This window comes from Marinomonas phaeophyticola (assembly GCF_026966905.1).
GTDB classification, from domain to species: domain Bacteria; phylum Pseudomonadota; class Gammaproteobacteria; order Pseudomonadales; family Marinomonadaceae; genus Marinomonas; species Marinomonas phaeophyticola.
Genome location: NZ_JAPUBN010000006.1, coordinates 76476 through 94250 on the forward strand (window position 1 = coordinate 76476; position 17775 = coordinate 94250).

The 17775-nt window shown below is 41.6% G+C and carries 17 protein-coding genes and 1 pseudogene; 10 read left to right on the forward strand and 8 right to left on the reverse strand.

What is annotated here, in order from left to right; all coding sequences use genetic code 11:
* Window positions 1-138: 138 nt before the first annotated feature.
* Entirely contained in the window at window positions 139-1014 is an 876-nt protein-coding gene (locus O1D97_RS01015; RefSeq protein ID WP_269122013.1) for an AraC family transcriptional regulator, read from the forward strand.
* Between the two features lie 257 nt (window positions 1015-1271).
* Window positions 1272-2150 (forward strand): delta-class carbonic anhydrase, encoded by an 879-nt coding sequence (locus O1D97_RS01020; RefSeq protein ID WP_269122015.1) that lies wholly within the window; start codon window positions 1272-1274, stop codon window positions 2148-2150.
* Window positions 2151-2215: 65 nt separating this feature from the next.
* On the opposite strand, the gene O1D97_RS01025 is transcribed toward O1D97_RS01020, so the two are convergent.
* The 6 genes and pseudogenes from O1D97_RS01025 to bamJ form a co-directional block, all read right to left on the reverse strand.
* Window positions 2216-2989 (reverse strand): 3-hydroxybutyrate dehydrogenase, encoded by a 774-nt coding sequence (locus O1D97_RS01025; protein ID WP_269122017.1) that lies wholly within the window; start codon window positions 2987-2989, stop codon window positions 2216-2218.
* 30 nt (window positions 2990-3019) lie between these two features.
* Window positions 3020-4346 (reverse strand): annotated as a pseudogene (locus tag O1D97_RS01030) (TRAP transporter large permease).
* Between the two features lie 46 nt (window positions 4347-4392).
* Window positions 4393-5007, reverse strand: a complete 615-nt coding sequence (locus tag O1D97_RS01035) for a TRAP transporter small permease subunit (protein ID WP_269122019.1) — start codon at window positions 5005-5007, stop codon at window positions 4393-4395.
* Between the two features lie 96 nt (window positions 5008-5103).
* Entirely contained in the window at window positions 5104-6162 is a 1059-nt protein-coding gene (locus tag O1D97_RS01040; protein WP_269122021.1) for a TRAP transporter substrate-binding protein, read from the reverse strand.
* Between the two features lie 292 nt (window positions 6163-6454).
* On the reverse strand, window positions 6455-7873 hold the full coding sequence (locus O1D97_RS01045; protein ID WP_269122023.1) for a sigma-54 interaction domain-containing protein: 1419 nt from the start codon (window positions 7871-7873) through the stop codon (window positions 6455-6457).
* A 284-nt stretch (window positions 7874-8157) separates the two neighbouring features.
* Window positions 8158-8634: a BamJ family beta-barrel-assembly machinery protein gene (gene bamJ, locus O1D97_RS01050; protein ID WP_269122025.1), complete on the reverse strand. Its 477-nt coding sequence runs from the start codon at window positions 8632-8634 to the stop codon at window positions 8158-8160.
* A 242-nt stretch (window positions 8635-8876) separates the two neighbouring features.
* Here bamJ and O1D97_RS01055 point away from each other — a divergent pair, with 242 nt between their 5' ends.
* The 3 genes from O1D97_RS01055 to O1D97_RS01065 all read left to right on the forward strand — a co-directional run bounded on the left by O1D97_RS01055 (window position 8877) and on the right by O1D97_RS01065 (window position 10326).
* Window positions 8877-9068 (forward strand): CopG family transcriptional regulator, encoded by a 192-nt coding sequence (locus tag O1D97_RS01055; RefSeq protein WP_269122026.1) that lies wholly within the window; start codon window positions 8877-8879, stop codon window positions 9066-9068.
* 113 nt (window positions 9069-9181) lie between these two features.
* Window positions 9182-9520 carry a zinc ribbon domain-containing protein YjdM gene (locus O1D97_RS01060; RefSeq protein ID WP_269122028.1) on the forward strand — a complete coding sequence of 113 codons (339 nt, stop codon included), beginning with the start codon at window positions 9182-9184 and terminating at the stop codon, window positions 9518-9520.
* 437 nt (window positions 9521-9957) lie between these two features.
* The gene (locus O1D97_RS01065) at window positions 9958-10326 is read left to right on the forward strand and encodes a VanZ family protein (protein ID WP_269122029.1); all 369 of its coding nucleotides are present in this window, start codon (window positions 9958-9960) and stop codon (window positions 10324-10326) included.
* Window positions 10327-10442: 116 nt separating this feature from the next.
* Here O1D97_RS01065 and O1D97_RS01070 read toward each other — a convergent pair whose 3' ends face one another.
* Window positions 10443-10943 (reverse strand): lactoylglutathione lyase family protein, encoded by a 501-nt coding sequence (locus O1D97_RS01070; protein WP_269122030.1) that lies wholly within the window; start codon window positions 10941-10943, stop codon window positions 10443-10445.
* A gap of 93 nt (window positions 10944-11036) precedes the next feature.
* Here O1D97_RS01070 and O1D97_RS01075 point away from each other — a divergent pair, with 93 nt between their 5' ends.
* The gene (locus O1D97_RS01075) at window positions 11037-11753 is read left to right on the forward strand and encodes a LysR family transcriptional regulator (RefSeq protein WP_269122032.1); all 717 of its coding nucleotides are present in this window, start codon (window positions 11037-11039) and stop codon (window positions 11751-11753) included.
* Between the two features lie 233 nt (window positions 11754-11986).
* On the opposite strand, the gene O1D97_RS01085 is transcribed toward O1D97_RS01075, so the two are convergent.
* The gene (locus O1D97_RS01085; protein WP_269122035.1) at window positions 11987-12736 is read right to left on the reverse strand and encodes a DeoR/GlpR family DNA-binding transcription regulator; all 750 of its coding nucleotides are present in this window, start codon (window positions 12734-12736) and stop codon (window positions 11987-11989) included.
* A 176-nt stretch (window positions 12737-12912) separates the two neighbouring features.
* On the opposite strand from O1D97_RS01085, the gene O1D97_RS01090 reads away from it, so the two are divergent.
* From O1D97_RS01090 to O1D97_RS01105, 4 genes are read left to right on the forward strand one after another with little or no spacing between them, the layout of a single operon-like run.
* Entirely contained in the window at window positions 12913-13893 is a 981-nt protein-coding gene (locus tag O1D97_RS01090; protein WP_269122037.1) for an ABC transporter substrate-binding protein, read from the forward strand.
* A 5-nt stretch (window positions 13894-13898) separates the two neighbouring features.
* Complete coding sequence (locus O1D97_RS01095) at window positions 13899-15596, forward strand: ABC transporter permease (RefSeq protein WP_269122039.1); 1698 nt, start codon at window positions 13899-13901, stop codon at window positions 15594-15596.
* Window positions 15584-16627, forward strand: a complete 1044-nt coding sequence (locus tag O1D97_RS01100; protein ID WP_269122041.1) for an ABC transporter ATP-binding protein — start codon at window positions 15584-15586, stop codon at window positions 16625-16627. Before O1D97_RS01095 ends, O1D97_RS01100 begins: the two co-directional genes overlap by 13 nt.
* Window positions 16624-17775 carry an MBL fold metallo-hydrolase gene (locus tag O1D97_RS01105; RefSeq protein WP_269122042.1) on the forward strand — a complete coding sequence of 384 codons (1152 nt, stop codon included), beginning with the start codon at window positions 16624-16626 and terminating at the stop codon, window positions 17773-17775. Before O1D97_RS01100 ends, O1D97_RS01105 begins: the two co-directional genes overlap by 4 nt.

Consider the following 17775-nt stretch of genomic DNA (forward strand, 5'->3'; position numbering starts at 1 on the left):
TATGTGATGCATAATTCTTCAAATATGGGTTTAATAGTGGAAAGAGATAGATTTAATTACAGTTCTTCGTAGTATGTATTCTTTTTTTATACAGGTGTTTATACGAGTAACAATGCGAAAAACAGCAGAGGGTGATCGGTGTCGAATAAAATAGATGAATTCAACCAATTGATTAAACAAAATGTTCAGCATGAAGGTGTCACGCCTTTAGCTATAGAGGGTGTTGGAGTGTTGCAATGGAGTCGCCCTCAAGCACGAACTCCGGTTCTTTATGAGCCGCTTATTTGCATGATGGGGCAGGGGGAGAAAGTATGCAGTGTTGGCGAGTCGGCTTTTCTATACAAGAAAGGGGATTACTTTATTAATTTTCTTCCTATTCCTGTTAGAGCTGAGGTGACATCCGCATCAAAAGAAATCCCTTTTTTATCAGCGGTGATGAGCATTAATTTGGTGAAGTTAGCTGATATGATTACTCGTATTGAACGACAGGAAAAAAATGCGATCAATACAGAGCCAGAGAATGCCTCATGCATCATTGTTGGTCAGGCCAGTGATGACTTGATGGATCTGTTTATTCGGCTTATTAAAGTGGGAAGCAACACAACTGATGCGGCTATTCTGGGAGATTTTGTTATGGATGAGATTTATTACCGGTTACTCACCAGTGAACATGGCTATGCATTACGTCAGTTATTAAGTCAGTATGGGCATATTCAGCCGGTTTCGAGAGCGGTGAACTTTATTCACGATAATGTGAATGCAAGTATTCAAGTAGAAGAGCTGGCGAGTATTGCCAATATGAGTAAGACGTCTTTTTTTAATGCTTTTAAAAAACTCATGCATGTATCTCCTATGCAGTATATAAAGTCCATTAAGCTCCAAAAGGCTCAAATATTGTTAAAGCAAGGAATGCAGGCGAATGAGGCCAGTTTTCAAGTAGGTTACAACAGTTTTTCCCAGTTCAGTCGTGAATATAAACGCTTCTTTGGTTTTCCGCCTTCGCAAACATTTTAGGGCATTAGATTTTCTAACTAGTTTCAGAAATTTGATAGTTGCAGGAATTTGATAGTTTCAGGGACTTGATCATTAATGCTTGAAATACATGATTTTTATAAATTACGTACACATTTTTTGCATTTTATTGATTGTTGATTTACATAGTGTTACTTTTCGCTAGAAGGTTGCCGGACACCTAACGGAAGACAGCGTTATCTTCATGGTTTGAATGTTATGGATATGTTTGACTTAATTAATCAGTATAGGAAAAAACGATGAATTCAAAAATGCTTGCAGTATTAACAACGGCGGCACTAATCCCTTTTAATGCAATGGCAAAAGATAATTCGCACTCTGAAGGTCACAAGTCTGTATCAGACGAAGTCGTAGCTGAGCAGCGTTTAAATCTAGCAAAAAATACCGAAGGCAAAGGCTTTGGTCCTCAATCCCCTCGTGATATTGATGCTGTAGAGGGAAAAAATGCCGTTGTTTTTAGCACTGCTCCAGCGTCTACGGCAATGAATTTATGTAACATCCATTTTCATAAAAATGCTGAACATAAAGGGGGCGAGTTCACTGAATTTGCTGGTAATGGCGATGGTCACGGCTATTCAAGTGGCTATAAATATTCAGGTAAGTTAAGCAAAGCCGAAATGGCGCCAACGAAACATCATATATGCCCAAGCAAGCACGGGGCTTTGTCTTCTGGTGATACCATAGAAGTGCATTATGTGTATTCAACGGCCGATATTGAACCGGGTAAAAGTTTAGGATCATGCTTTAATAAAGCAACGGTTAACCCTCAATTACGTGTTGAAACGCAAGTATTTGTTGCTGTGAATGATAAAAATGCCAGTGATTTTACTAAGCTAACCCATCACGAAAAGAAAAATGGCGTTCATCAAGCGGTCAATATCCCTAGTTCAACCGGTACCCCTGTTGAATATTTAGGTTCAACAACGGGTCCTGGCTACAATGAAGAAGGGTCACCGTATCAAGTGACTTGGAGCGTCCGTCCAAACGTTGAAAAGGTCAATATTGAAACTGTTGGAGAATGGTGTGAAGACGGTGACAATACATTTAAAGAGGATCATGCCCATGGCGTGAGAAACTTGGTAACCAACCAAGACCTTCTTTCTAAAATTTCAAACTAATCTGTTTGATGTTTTATAAGTAAATAAAAGCCGGTTAGATGGATGTCTAATCGGCTTTTTATGGGTTATTGAGCTGTATACCCACCGTCAATAACAATGGCTTGGCCAGTTACGCCTCTTGCGGAAGGACTGCAAAGAAATAAGCAGTAATCCGAGATTTCCTCTACGGTTAATAGCCTTCGTTGTGGCACGAGTGGCCAAATCACTTCTTCCAATACATTCTCTAGTGCGACATTACGCGTTTTGGCCAAATCCTGTAGTTGGTTTCGTACTAAAGGCGTGTCTACGTATCCTGGGCAAAGAGCGTTGACGGTAATGCCAAAAGGCGCTGTTTCTAATGCGGTTACCTTGGTTAATCCAATCACACCATGCTTGGCGGAGTTGTATCCCGCTTTCCCTGCAAAACCGATTAAACCATTGATTGATGCCATGTTGATGATTCGACCCTCTCCTCTTTCTTTCATAGAAGGAAGTACTTTTTTAATGGCTAAAAAAGGCGCTACTAACATAATATCAATAAGCTTACGGTAAGTGCTAGCAGGGAAGTCCTCAATGGGAGCCACATGCTGTAATCCTGCATTGTTTATCAGTATGTCTATGTGTCCAAACCGAGCTAGGGCCGCATCCATAGCATTCATAAAGGCGATTTCCTCAGTGACGTCGCACACAAAGAAATCACAACAGTTAGCATAGTCCGCTAGAGTTGATTTTGCCGTTGTAATGGCTTCCTCGCTGAAATCCAATATGGCGACATTCATGTTGGCTCTTAGAAAGGCTTGAGCGATTTCCAAACCAATGCCACTTGCCGCCCCTGTGATCAGTACGGTTTTTTTCTTCATTTAAATTTCTCCAAACAGCGGGTGTTATACCTAGCCGTAAATCACTTCGGGTAACCAGAGCACAAGATCTGGAAAAACGAACACTAAGAGCACAGCGAATAGCTGCAACAAAATAAAAGGAATGACACCTTTGTAAATATGCATGGTGGTCACACTTGGAGGCGCCACGCCTTTTAGATAAAACAATGAAAAACCAACGGGAGGCGTTAAAAAGGAGGTTTGCAATGCTAAGGCGAAGAGAATGACAAACCAAACAAGATCAAAACCTAATGCGACTACGACAGGTCCAACAAGCGGCAGTAAGATCAAGCTGATCTCTAACCAATCAAGGAAAAAGCCGGCCACAAAGGTAATCAGTAAGATAACGATGATAATGCCAGTGGGTGACAATGGAATACCATGAAGTAACTCACTAATGAACTCATCTCCGCCTAACGTTCTAAGCACTACAGCAAAAGCGGTCGCACCAAGAAAAATGCCAAATACAAAGGCCGTTGTGATGGTGGTTTTGCGGCAGACTTCAGATAAGACGGTTAGATTAAAGCGTTTGTTGCCAATGGCTAAAAGAGTGGCCCCAAATGCCCCAACGCCAGCGGCTTCTGTTGGTGAAACAATACCCATAAAAATGGACCCTAATACGGCGAGTATTAAACCAAGTGGTGGCAGGACGGCCGTTAAGGTGGACCAAATTAATGCGCCTGTAATGGGCGGTAAGTCTTTGGGGGTTGGCATACTTTCGGATTAAATATCGCGGCCAGAATGACATAGATAATATATAAAGAACCGAGTAATAGCCCCGGCATTAAGGCGCCCATAAACAAGTTGCCCACTGATAAGGATAATTGATCTGCCATAATGATTAGCATAATGCTGGGGGGATTAGGATGCCTAAGGTACCGGATGAAGCAACAATACCACTGGCAAAAGAAGGGGAGTATTTTTGCTCCAACATAACCGGCATAGACAGCATGGCCAGCAACACTACAGAGGCCCCGACAATGCCGGTTGAAGCTGCAAACAAGATACCAATTAATATAACGGCGACACCGAGTCCACCACGGAAACGGCCAAACAAATTTACAAAGTTCACCATTAATTTTTCAGCCACACCGGAGCGTTCAAGCATTAATCCCATAAAGATAAACATGGGGAGGGCGACAAGAACCCAATTGCTCATTTGAGCGTAGATACGTTGAACTATGGTGCCGTAAATGCGCCAGTCCGTCATGTAATAGGTATCCCAATCAAGGTATTCAGAGGATAAGATACCAATAACACTAAATACAATTGAAAGACCGGCAAGAATCCAGGCGACAGGAAAACCAGTGAAAATTAATAAAATAAAACTGCCAAGCATGGCAATGACTAAAAACTCATATGTTTCTAACACAGTATTCCCCTGCTTATAAACTTTCAGATGAAGTGGACGAAAGTGTGCGTGCGCGTGAGCCTCTAAGATAAGCAATGCAACGTAACCATCGTGAAATGGCCGCGATCACCAATAGAATGATGGCAAGCAAGATAAAGGATTTAATGATCCATCTCATAGAAAGTCCTCCGAATGATGGAGAGATTTCATTGAGTCGATAAGCGCGTTGCACAAATGGAAGTGCATATTCAAAGACGACAAAGCAAAATGGTAACAGCAATACGGACAAACCGATAATCTCTATCCAAACACGGGTTTTCATAGACCAATGTTCTGCCATCGCATCAACGCGAACGTGGCCGTCATGAATAAAACAATAGGATAGACCAAGCATAAATCCGACCGCATACAGGTGCCATTGCAGTTCTTCTAATGCCACAAAATTGGTGTTAAAAAAATAGCGCATTAACGCATTGCCAACGATAAGTAGCATTAAAAAAAGCCATAACCAAGAGGTAAGTCTACCGACACCTTCAATACACTTTTCTAAAAAAAGTGACAATTTAGTATGGGGTAATTGATTTAGATTTGAGTGCGATAGCTTGGCTTCAATCTCGGCTAAATCAAGTTGAGGGGTAGGATGGGACATGAATTTCTCCTTTAAGCCCTAGATGATGGATCACCTTGTGGAAAACGTCGGCACCTACTGTGCCGACACACTTAACTGGGTTTTAAAGAAAGAAGACTATTTAGTATTCCAATCACGTGGTAAATAACCGAAGTTTTTCCAGGCACTGTTTTCTTTTTGGAAGTCTTTCATAGACGCATAGATTTTTTCAAAGGTTTCATCACCAGCAGAACGACGTGCCATGACTTTATCGGTAGCCGTTTCAAAAGCCGATAAAATTTCAGGGGAATATTGATGTAGCTCTACCCCTTTTTCTTTGAATTTAGCCAATACACCACCTTGTAGTGCTTCCGATTTGGCGATGGACAATGTGTTCGCGGCGACGCAGGCGTTTTCGATCAAAGATTGCGTTTGCTTATTTAGATCATTCCATTCATTCAGGTTGATATAGAGGAATTGGTTAGTAGAAGGTTGATGCCAACCAGGTAAGTAATAATGCTTGGCCACTTGGTAGAAGCCTAATTGCTCATCTACTGTTGGAATGGAGAATTCAGTGCCATCTAGGACACCCGTTTCAAGCGCTTGGTAGAGTTCGCCACCAGGAAAGACATTCACTGACATACCAAACTCTGTCATGATTTCACCACCGATACCGGCTGCACGGAATTTTAACCCGTTCATGTCTTCTACAGACTTAATTTCCTTACGATACCAACCCGCGGCTTCAGGGCTGATCGTTCCGCATAAGATCGGATAAACATCGTATGGCTTGAATAGCGATTTGAGCATTTCATCGCCGCCGTGATAATACATCCAAGCCGTAAATTCGTTTGATTCAAGGCCAAAAGGGGTCGCGCCAAAAAGTGCAGCAGCAGGTACTTGACCCCATTCATATCCCATCCAAGAATAACCAGCTGAAATATTACCAGCGCTTACGTTATCAAAAATACTTAATGCGGGAATCAAGGTGCCAGGTTCAAACACTTGCAGTTTAACTCGGCCTCCACTGGTCTCACTGACCATTTTCGATACTTCTGGCATGGTATCACCCAAGGCCACCAATGAAGAAGAAAATGCCATTGGAACCTGCCAGCGAATTTTATCAAAGTCAGCATAACTAGGTATGGCGACAGTGAGAGCTGTTAAGCAAGAGGCAGTCATTAATGCTTTTTTCATGGTTACTATCCTATTATTCTTGTTGTGTGTTTTATATTCCATGTAGACAATAGAAAATATATTGCCGAGGTAATGTATCAATAATAATGCCAATATTTTTTTATTTATATAAAACATGTAGTTACAAAATTTATGGTGTTTTTTAAAAAAATAAAAAGAAAAAAATCCGATTTTTCGGACGGTTTAATAATTAAAGGGTGGTTTTTTTGACAAAGATCTGTCCGATAAATCGGTCTGTGTTTTTTTAATCGGACGATTGAGGCTTTTTTTACTTTTCCAGTAGACCATTTGGTCAACTTAGTCCGTGTTTATCGAGTTTTTCATAAAAAGTGGATTTGCTAATGCCCAGTTTTTTTGCCGTTTTGGTTCTGTTGTCTCCGCATTCGATGAGCGTCGCTTGAATAATGCTTCTTTCCGCTTCATTTAATTGTTCTTTTAAAGTCCCTTCTTTTAGGCTAGTTAAAGGGATGGCTTGACTCGCTTGATAATCACTGGGTGCGGTCGCGAGTTGAGCCGGTAATAATGACAGCGGGATTTTACGGTCATGACTGGTGTAGAAGGCGGCTTCCATGACATTTTCCAACTCGCGAATGTTGCCAGGCCAATCGTAAGCGAGCATGGCCGTCAAGGCTTGAACGGTCAGTTTTGGAGCTCTACGCCCCGTTCGTCTCGATAATTTTTGCAAGAAAAAGTCCGCCAGCTTTGGTATGTCTTCTCTCCTTTCTCTTAAGGGTGGCAGGGTTAAGGAAACGACGTTGATTCTGTAATATAAGTCTTCTCTAAAATCGCCACTTTCAATTAAGGATTCCAGCGGTCTGTGAGTCGCTGTCACTAATCGTATGTTGAGAGGTGTGGGTTTTATACCGCCTACGGATTCGACTTCTCTATCTTGTAATACTCTTAGTAGCTTGGCTTGCATTGAGCGTGGTAGATCGCCAATTTCATCAAGAAATAAGGTGCCGCCATTAGCCAGTTGAAACTTTCCTGCTTTGCCGCCTTTTTTCGCTCCAGTAAAGGCGCCTTCTTCATAGCCAAAGAGTTCGCTTTCCAATAAGTTCTCTGGGATGGCTGCGCAATTTACCTTAATAAAAGGGAAATCCGCCCTGTCTGAAAGTTGGTGGATAGCATGTGCATAGAGCTCTTTCCCCGTCCCGGATTCTCCACGGATCAATACGGTCACATCACCGGATGCCACTTGAGTGACTTTGGTACTTAAGGCTTTCATGATTTGGCTGTCGCCAATAATATCGTTTAAATGAAAGTTGGCTCCGTTTTTACTTTTATCCGTGGAGCGCGCTTTTTGCTGGAAAAAATCTTGTTCAGCAAGTAAAGCTTTTATGTGGCTGTTAATTTGTTTCCATTCATGGGTGTCATGGAAAATGACAGTGCCGACAGCACCAATAATGTTGCCTTGAGAAATGATTGGAAAGCGACTGGCGATCATATTGCTTCCGAGGATTTTTTGAAATGAAAGCCGTTCCGCTTTACCCGTTTGTACTGTGATATGCATCCGAGTGTTTTCGATGACATCGGTCACTTTTTTACCTTTCACGTCGTCAGCTTTAACACCTAAAAAACGGGCATAAGGGCGATTAATAAAGAATATTTTTGCTTGATGATCGACGATAACAACCCATTCCTCCATAGAATTTAAGATCGCCTTATAACTGTTTGCCGCTTGAGTTAATTTTTCGAGAGAATCATTAGGCATTTTGGCTTCCATTATAGTATTTAGATAAAATCATTGAATAAGGCGGTATCACTTGGTGTTTATATGAATGCTAACGAATGATGTTACTGGCATAAAGCCTATTTGTGAAAGATGCGACGGAAGTCTACCTTAGCAAGAAATAAGTAGACGCTCAAATCTAAGGGATAAGGTTTTATTGCCCCGAAATAAATAGAAGGCTACTTTATATGGATCTTGATAAAGTAGCGATTATTTCTATAAATAGGGTAGTGATAGAGCGCGTTTGGCAGATAAAAAAGTTTAAATTAAGGGTTTATAGCTAGCAGTTCAACATCAAATACTAAAGTAGAGCCTGCGGTAATAATGCCCGTAGAACTGTTGCCATAGGCCAGGTGGCTCGGGATATAGAAACGACGTCTTTCACCTTCAACCATTAATTGTACACCTTCTGTCCATCCGGCAATGACTTGGTTTAAGCCAAATGCAATGGGTTCATCTCTATCTACCGAGCTGTCGAATACACGGCCATCGATTAAGGTTCCGTGGTAGTGTACTTTTACGGTGTCTGTTGCCTTTGGGTGGATGTCCCCAGTACCTTCTTGCAATACCTTGAATTGTAAACCAGACTCTGTGGTATGCACGTCGACGTCTTTTTTATTTTCTTCTAAAAAGGCTTCACCAGCTTTGGCGTTTTCAATGGCTAATTCTTTGTTCTTTTTACTTTTGTTGAAAAGAAAAAAGCCGATGGCGACGATTGCAATTAATAAAATGATTTTTGACATAATAAGTTTTACTCAATTAAGTGTCTGTCTCTATAAATGGAGCCGTGACTTTATCTGGGATAAGAGGCTTGCTCAAGTAATAATGCATACTTTTTTATGACTAACCTTCTATCGAACAGTGGGTTTTACACTTTCTAAAATACCGCATGTTTATGCAACGAATTAAAGATCTCATTAAGACGTTTCTAAAACCTCCTTACCACATTATAATCAAATTATAATATTTAAGTGGTGGGAAAATAATGGAAAACAAAACAGCTCGATTTACAGTATTGCTTGATCCGCGAAAAAAGAAAGCCTTTGAACAATTGTGTGCAGCACAGGATTTGACGCCATCTCAAGTCACTCGCCAATTAATACGACGTTATTTAGAACAGCATGATATTGATTTTTTACAGCAAGAGGAGGACGCACCACCTTCTTCTGATTCCTGATAGAGAACAAGGTTTAGATCTAGGATTAAGAGAAATAAAAACATTATCATGTGATTATAATTACGTTATAATGCGCCGGAAATTTTATCTGTATTTTTATCTGAGAGGTAACAATGAGTCTGCCAAACTGTCCAAAGTGTGAATCAGAATATGTGTATCAAGATCAAGAAATGTTGATCTGTCCAGAATGTGCCCATGAATGGAATCCAAATGAAGTGGCTGAAGAAGAGGACGACACCATTGTTCTTAAAGATTCAAATGGCACACTGCTTCAAGAAGGAGACAAGGTTACTTTAATAAAGGACTTAAAAGTAAAAGGGACGTCAACCGTGCTTAAAATTGGTACGAAAGCGACCATTAAACGCTTCGCGGATGGCGATCATGACATCGACTGTAAAGTAGATGGTGCGGGTGACATGATGTTGAAATCGGCGTTTGTGAAAAAAGCGTAGCTGTAACGTAACGACAAAGTAACGACAGCCGCTTTAGTTCATGTTAAGCCGTAAATAAGGGAAGTGACTCTTTTTTACGGCTTACATTTCTATATGTTCACCGCACACTTTTCTATATGTTCACCGCACACTTTTCTATATGTTCACCGCACACTTTTCTATATGTTCACCGCACACTTTTCTATATGTTCACCGCACACTTTTCTATATGTTCACCGCACACTTTTCTATATGTTCACCGCACACTTTTCTATATGTTCACCGCACACTTTTCTATATGTTCACCGCACACTTTTCTATATGTTCACCGCACACTTTTCTATATGTTCACAGCATATGTATTCGCTATCTATCTTTTCCTATCCAAAAACGCCCTAGAATGATTCAATAGCCAGTTTGAGACTAGGTAATCAATTGGAAACTTCGATGTGGCTTCAATGTTAAAAACAAATTCTGTTATTGCGCTTCTTTATCATAAAAGACAAATTATTGGCTTCTTACTTGGGTTTATCGCCATCAGTGTATCTACCTTAACACCAGTAGAGCAATTACCTGTGGTGGCAGGATCGGATAAACTGCATCATGTCATTGGGTTTGGGTCCTGGGTACTACTTAGCTGTTTCGGTCCCTTTAACCGACTGTTGCAAATGAGTGGCTTTATTTTCATCTGGGGTGGAGTAATTGAGTTGATTCAACCTTATGTGAATCGTTATGGAGAATGGCAAGATTTTGCGGCAAACAGTGTGGGGATTCTATTGGCGCTCGCTTTGGTGGCTCTCTATCAAAAGTATTGCATTAGGGCTTAATGCGTCATCTAAGCCTAGATTAACTTGATTTGTCACTAGATTAGCTAATCAGGCTTAGAGGTTTTGTTCTCAAAAAAAGGTGTGATCTAATGCAATGCTATCTAACACTATAAAGGTTAGTAGGCGCCTTCACTGTAGATTAATTCGTAGCTGTGGCTGTAAATTTCTAAAATGTTGCCAAACGGGTCTTCCATGTAAATCATGCGATAAGGCTTTTTACCTGGATAGTAGTATCGAGGTTTCTCCATGCGCTTTTTGCCTCCCGCCGCCACAATACGTGCCGCCAGTTCCTCTACATTCGGGTCTTGCACACAAAAATGGAAGACACCGGTTTTCCAGTATTCAAAGTTATTCTCTGGTTGTTCTTGGTTTACAAACTGAAAAAGCTCCACGCCAATACGGTCACCTGTTGAAAGGTGAGCAATGCGAAAGCTTTTCCATCCAGCACTAAAAACATCGGTACACATTTGACCAATTGGACTGTCATCTTCTTCAATTTGAGTGGGTTCCATAATGAGATACCAACCCATTACTTGGGTGTAAAATTCAACGGCTTTATCTAAGTCTGGAACAGAAATGCCGATGTGGGAAAAATTTCTTGGGTAAACGTTAGTCATAAATGATCTCCTGTAATCGTTATGCTTGTAGATTAAGAGGAATGAGTTATTATTGGAAATTATGTTTCTTGATAATTTTGAGTACAAAACGTAATGATCAATCCTGTCTTGTTAAGAAGTTTTTGCAGTTTGGTGGAAAATGGCCATTTCACTAAAACGGCGGAAAAGTTGTATATGACGCAATCCGGTGTAAGTCAGCATATTAAAAAGCTAGAAGAACAGATTGGAACAAGCTTGTTGAATCGAGAGGGGAAGTCATTTGAGCTTACGGACGCGGGCAGAACGTTATACCAAGAAGCCAAGAAAATTGTACAAGCGTTAAATGACCTTGAAGCCAATGTGTTGGCTGACCCAGCGTATGAAGGAATGGTAAAAATCATGTCACCTGGGAGCATTGGTTTAAAACTCTACCCACACCTTTTGCAACTACAGCAGCGATATCCTAAGTTGATCATTGACTATCGTTTTGCTCCCAACAACGATATAGAGCAAGCGCTAATGGATAAACGTATTGATTGTGGTTTGCTAACTAAGGTCCCCACAGAAAATGGATTAGCATGCCGTCCTATTGGTGAAGAAGGCCTGCTTTTGGTTTTGCCAGCGGTGATAGAGAAAAGAGACATGAATGCAAAACAGCCATCTAAAGCGTCTCAAACAGAAACGCCTAGTTGGCAAGACTTAGAAGCGCTGGGGTTTATCGATCACCCGGATGGTACCCATCATGCTAATTTATTATTGAGTGCGAATTATAAAGAGTTTAAACATATTCGAGAATTTAAAAAAAGGGTTTTTCTAATCAAATTAATTTAATCTTAAAACCCGTCAGTTTAGGCTTGGGTTTTACTGTGTTACCAAGTCACGCGGTTGAGAGCTTTTCTCATCCACATCTTATCTTCACGCAACCATTATCGAACCCCGTCTCAGAAACACTCTATGTCGCCACACAAAATATAAGCCGTTTACCTCAACGGGTGAATACGGTAATCAATACTATTCAACGTTGTTTACAATAGGTTATACGTCGCTGTAGATTCGATACTGGGTTAATAAAGCACTTCAATGCCTTGACTCTGTAGCTTACTGAGTAACCATTGGGACGGTTTTACATCGGTGATTAGACAATGGTAATTATTGACACGGTTCCATACACAACGTGATTCAAGGTCAAATTTGGTGCTGTCTAACAGTAAAATTCGATAATGGGCGTTATCAACCAAGGCTTCTAAAGACATAATGTCATCGTCTGTAAAATCAAACAGCTCGCCATTTTTATTGATGGCGGCCACCGAAAAAATACCAATATCTGCGCGATAACGCTGAAAAAACCGCACCGCATCGCCTCCAATGACATCTTGATCTCGCTTACGAACTCGTCCTCCCGCAATGGTTAATTCACAATCTGGGTGCTCACAGAGATTACGTGCAGCATGTAAGTTACAGGTCATAATTTGCAATCCTCTCAGCTCGTTGAGTCGTGTGGCGACTTCCGACACGCTGGAGCCGGTTCCAAGAAATATTGACTGGTAGTCAGCCACTTTGGTCATACAGAGTTCGGCAATACGCTGCTTCCCTTCTAAATTACGTATTCGACGTTGATCAAAGCTGATGTTTTCCCTGTGTGGGAAAGGGACCACCTCACCATGACTGCGAAGAATTAATCCTCGGTCGGTTAAACGACGAATATCGGTACGAATGGTTTGTACTGAAACGGCAAACTCTTCGGCCACATCATTTAACGATTTACGACCGTGTTTATTAATCCATTGAACTATTTCCTGTTGTCGTTTGTTCATCTCTTATTCGTCCTTATATTCAGATTTCTTTGCATTTTGAGTCCACGAAAGTGATGTTTGATAAAACGAAAGCGTTTTTTAATTAAACGAAAGTTTCGTGTCACTTTAATGTCAAATAACCAAGGTATTGTGAGATCTCACTTAAAAAACTTACTTTAAAAAAAGAGCATTTCACAATGAAACTTAAAAATAGTTTGTCTACTCTGGTTGCTGTTTCTTTAACTTTACCTTTGAGCGCTCAGGCCGTTGAAACCTTAACGCTTTATACTAGTCAGCCGAATAAAGATGCGCAGATGACGGTGGACGCATTTGAAAAACAAAATCCTGATATCAAAGTCGATTGGGTACGTGATGGCACCACTAAGCTAATGACTAAGCTTCGTGCGGAGTTAAGCAGTGGTGTGGTAAAACCGGATGTACTCTTAATTGCAGACAGCGTTACCATGGAGTCTATGGTGGCAGAGGATTATTTGTATGCCTACAACAGCCCATTTAAAAAGGATTATGATCCAGCTCTGTATAATGAGAAGGGCTTTTATTATGGAACAAAACTGATTACTACCGGGATAGTTCGTCATAATCGAGCGCCAGAAACGCCATTAGATTGGAGTGATTTGGCTAATACAGAATACAAAAACCAGGTGGCCATGCCAAGTCCATTGTATTCAGGTGCGGCCTTGATTCATCTAGCGACCTTAACTGAATCAGCCGATTTAGGATGGACCTATTATGAGCAATTGCATGAGAATAAAGTCATGGCTCAAGGTGGTAATGGTGGCGTTTTGAAAGCGGTGTCATCTGGTTCTAAACCCTATGGTGTGATTGTTGATTTCTTAGCGATTAGAGAATCTCGTAAAGGTTCACCTATTGAATTCATCTTTCCGAAGACGGGTGTCAGTATGGTGACTGAACCGGTTGCCATCATGAAAGGGGCTCAAAATAAGGACGCAGCGAAACGCTTTGTGGATTTTGTATTATCAAAACCAGGACAGCAATTGGTATTAGATCAAGGGTACTTACCCGCACGTAGTGATATGCCTGTCCCAGACGGTTTCCCAAACCGTGCAGACATTAAATTAATGCCATTTGATGCAGCAAAAACCTTAGAAAATAATGCCGCTAACAAAGCGCGTTTTAGTGCGATTTTTGAAGGCTAATGAAAATGCTAATTCGCTCTTTGGACAGTCAGCTACGCTGGCTGTCCTTACTTTTATTTTTATTAATTGCTTTAATCAGCCTGCTACCAAGTTTAAGGTTATTGACAGAGGCTGTAACTAGCGTCAGTTTTACTGCGTCTTCTCCTTTGTCTGATGTATTAAGCAGCGAGCGCACTTGGAGAGCACTAAAGAACAGCTTCTATACCTCGAGCTTGGGCACATTGATTGCGGTGTTACTTGGTTCTGGGTTCGCTTTTATCGTGTCTTTAACCAATATACGACGTCGGCCTCTATGGGTGTTCTGCTTCATGTTACCCATGATGATTCCACCTCAGGTAACGGCCTTAAGTTGGTTGCAATTGTTTGGTCCTGCCAGCCCGTTATTAAATACATTCGGCATAGCCCCTGCATTAGGCAGTGCAAACCCAATGTATTCCGCAGAAGGTATCGCTTTGCTACTGGGTATTCAAAGTGCTCCCTTAGTCTTTTTAGCGTTGCGTACTCAGTTAATGAACTTGCCACAAGATATGGTGGAAGCTGCCAGAATGGCCAGTGCGTCACAATTTCGTATCTGGATTGATATTATAGTGCCTCTATCACGAAGCGCATTGGTGGCTGGAGCGGCCTTAGCATTTGTGTCTTCGTTAGGTAATTTTGGTATTCCTGCCATGCTTGGGATTCCCATTAACTACTTGGTGCTACCAACACTGATTTATCAACAAATGGCCGGCTTTGGCGAGGATATTCTTAGTGAAGTGGCGGGATTGTCGATGATCATTGCGTTGTTGGTATTAGCGGGAATGCTACTGCAGCAATGGTTACAACAGCGCAGTCAGTACGCTTTAATAGGCCATACTACGCAACCAATATTCTTTGATCTTAAGAAGGCAAGAATGCCGACTGAATTTGCTTTAGGAATGGTTTTAAGCTTCATTTTAGTGATTCCTTTAATTGGCTTGATAATCAGCTCTTTTGTACCAGCACTTGGAATGCCGCTCAACAGTAATACCTTTACATTAAACGCATATGTCGAAATGGTCAGTAATCAAGGGTCAACAGCGAGGGCCTTTGTTAATAGCGGCATGTTGGCCTTTTTTACCGCTATGGTGCTTATGTTGGTTTGTTTGCCACTTGGCTATTTATTGATGCGCTTACCGATGAGAGTCAGATCTGTAGTGGCCAGTCTAATAGAGGTGCCGTACGCAATACCCGGAATTGTCTTGGCGATTGCTTTTATCTTATTGTTTGCTAAGCCACTTCCTATTATTAATGTGAGTTTATATGGCACCTTAGGGATCATATTTCTAGCCTATTTGTCCTGCTTTCTCAGTGTGTGTTTAAAGCCTGTAATGACGGCCATGTCTCTTTTAGATGCCTCCCTAGAAGAAGCCGCGCAACTGGCAGGAGCAAACTCGATACAAAGATTAATGCACATAATTTTGCCATTAACAGCACCGGCTTTTTTTGCTGGTGGTTTGTTGGTCTTCTTAATTTCCATCAATGAATTAACGGTTTCAGCACTTTTATGGAGTGCAGGTAATGAAACTTTAGGCGTTTTGATTTTCAACTTAGATGAAAGTGGCGACAGTGTATTGGCTTCTGCTATTTCTGTATTAGTGGTGCTTTTAGTCGCATCTCTGATGGCTTTATTGAGTTTGCTGGCTCCTCGTTTACCAAAAGGAATCATTCCATGGCACGATTAATACTGCATAATGTCTGTAAACAGTTTTCAGAACAGCGGGTCATTAATAATTTAAATCTAAGCATTGAACCCGGGTCTTTTGTGGCGTTATTAGGCCCCAGCGGTTGTGGTAAGTCGACTATTTTAAGGATGTTAGCAGGGTTTGAGCCAGTAAGCTCAGGAGAAATCCGCCATGGTGAGCGCTGTCTTTCTAGTGAACAACAGCATGTGCCCACAGAAGCGAGGAATTTTGGCATGGTATTTCAATCCTATGCCCTTTGGCCACATATGACAGTGGCTGAAAATGTCGGCTACCCGTTAAAAATTAAAAAAATAAAAGGAGTGGAAAAAGAGCAACGTATTAAGGATGCCTTGTCTGTCGTCGAGTTGGAAGATTACGCAAATCGTTTGCCATCGCAATTGAGCGGCGGTCAACGCCAGCGTGTGGCTCTCGCTCGGAGTTTAGTGACAGAGCCGGATGTGGTGTTATTTGATGAGCCTCTGGCCAATTTAGATAGGCATTTACGAGCCACTATGGAAGCCACTTTTAGAGCGTTCCATAAACGCACTAAGGCGACAATTGTTTATGTTACTCATGATCAATCAGAAGCCATGTCGTTAGCGGATCACATTGCCGTATTGCATAAAGGGCAGTTAGTGCAATGGGCCACCCCAGAAGAATTATATAACACGCCAAAGAATACTTGGTTGGCAAATTTTATTGGTCGCGGATCGGTGTTGAAGGTTGCGGCCATTGAACCCTTGCAATATGTGAAAACCGACACCCTACATCAAATAGTACAAATGGTTAATGCGTCTGCGGCTACCAGTTCTATTTTAATTCGTCCCCATGATATCCAATTCGTAGAAGAAAACGTTGATGCATTATCGGTGCAAGTGCGTACTTGTATTTTCCGTGGTGAACGTTATGACGTTGAGTTAATACTGAATGATGGTCAAGCTCTCTTAGCTTATAGCGAGTATCCCATGATTGAGGGTAGTAAACATTACGTTCGTTTAATACAGGCTTGGGCATTGGAGGAAGACGTATGAAAATCAGTATTGATGTGCTTAGTGGCGCCGGTCGAAAAACCGCGGCGGCCATTTTGATGACGTGTTCTGACGAAGGTAATCCCCGCCCGATCCGTTTCTTATTGGATGCGGGGGGCGCACTGGAGGCGGGTGAAGATAAAGGTTGGGAAATACCGGACAATCTTGATGCCATTTTTATTTCTCATGATCATGAGGATCATATGGGAGCATTAAGAGAAATAGCGCAAGATAATAAAGTTAATCAAATACCTATCTACGCAACGACAGAGGTTCAAAAGCAATTCCCAGCAGGACTGAATGTCCGTACTTTACCTGTCTGCGGAGTTCTTCCAATCGAAGGCATCACTGTGACCACAGGGTCAGCTGGTCATTCATTTGGTGGTGTATGGCTTCATTTTGCCATTGGTAATGGTGTGTTTTACAGTGGCGATTTCAGTTTTGAATCCACTCTGTATGCTTTTACAACACCACCGACAGCGGAAATTGCGCTATTGGATGCGTCTTATGGTCTCTATGATGAATCATTAGATGGGTGTAAACGTAAGTTGGAGACGTTTTTAACGCATGAGAAAGCCTTACTTATGCCCGTGCCACAAACCGGTAGGGCCTTGGAAATTGCTTGCTGGTTATCGTCTATTGGTTTTCACGATTGGACATTAGCGGCCGACTGTATTTCACCTGAAAATGTGTTGGCGGGTGCAAAAGAGGGGATTTGTCATTCTATGATGCCTGTATTAATGAGACTTAAAAGCAAGCCATTCGATACTGACGCGAAAGTCCTGCTCTGCGGTGATCCTGATGGCCTAAGCGGAGAGGCGGCAGAATTACTTGCGCAACCAGAGCGCTATTTACCGGTCTATACAGGTCATCTTCCTGAGCATGCTCAATACTCTGTTAATAAAGGGGATGCTTTTTTTGTTCGCTGGAATGTGCATCCGCGTCAACGGGACTTAAAAAAACTGATCGATTATCTTCAGTGTCAAGTTTGCTTACCTTTGTTTCAAACGATTAACGATTTGCCCGCTTGGCAACAATCCCTTGGGAACAGTGTCACGACGCGTTCCTATATAGAACGTTATTACGATGATATAGACAATGTTTCCAATCACAGAAAAGCGGATAAATTGAATCGACATGCTTGGTTATAG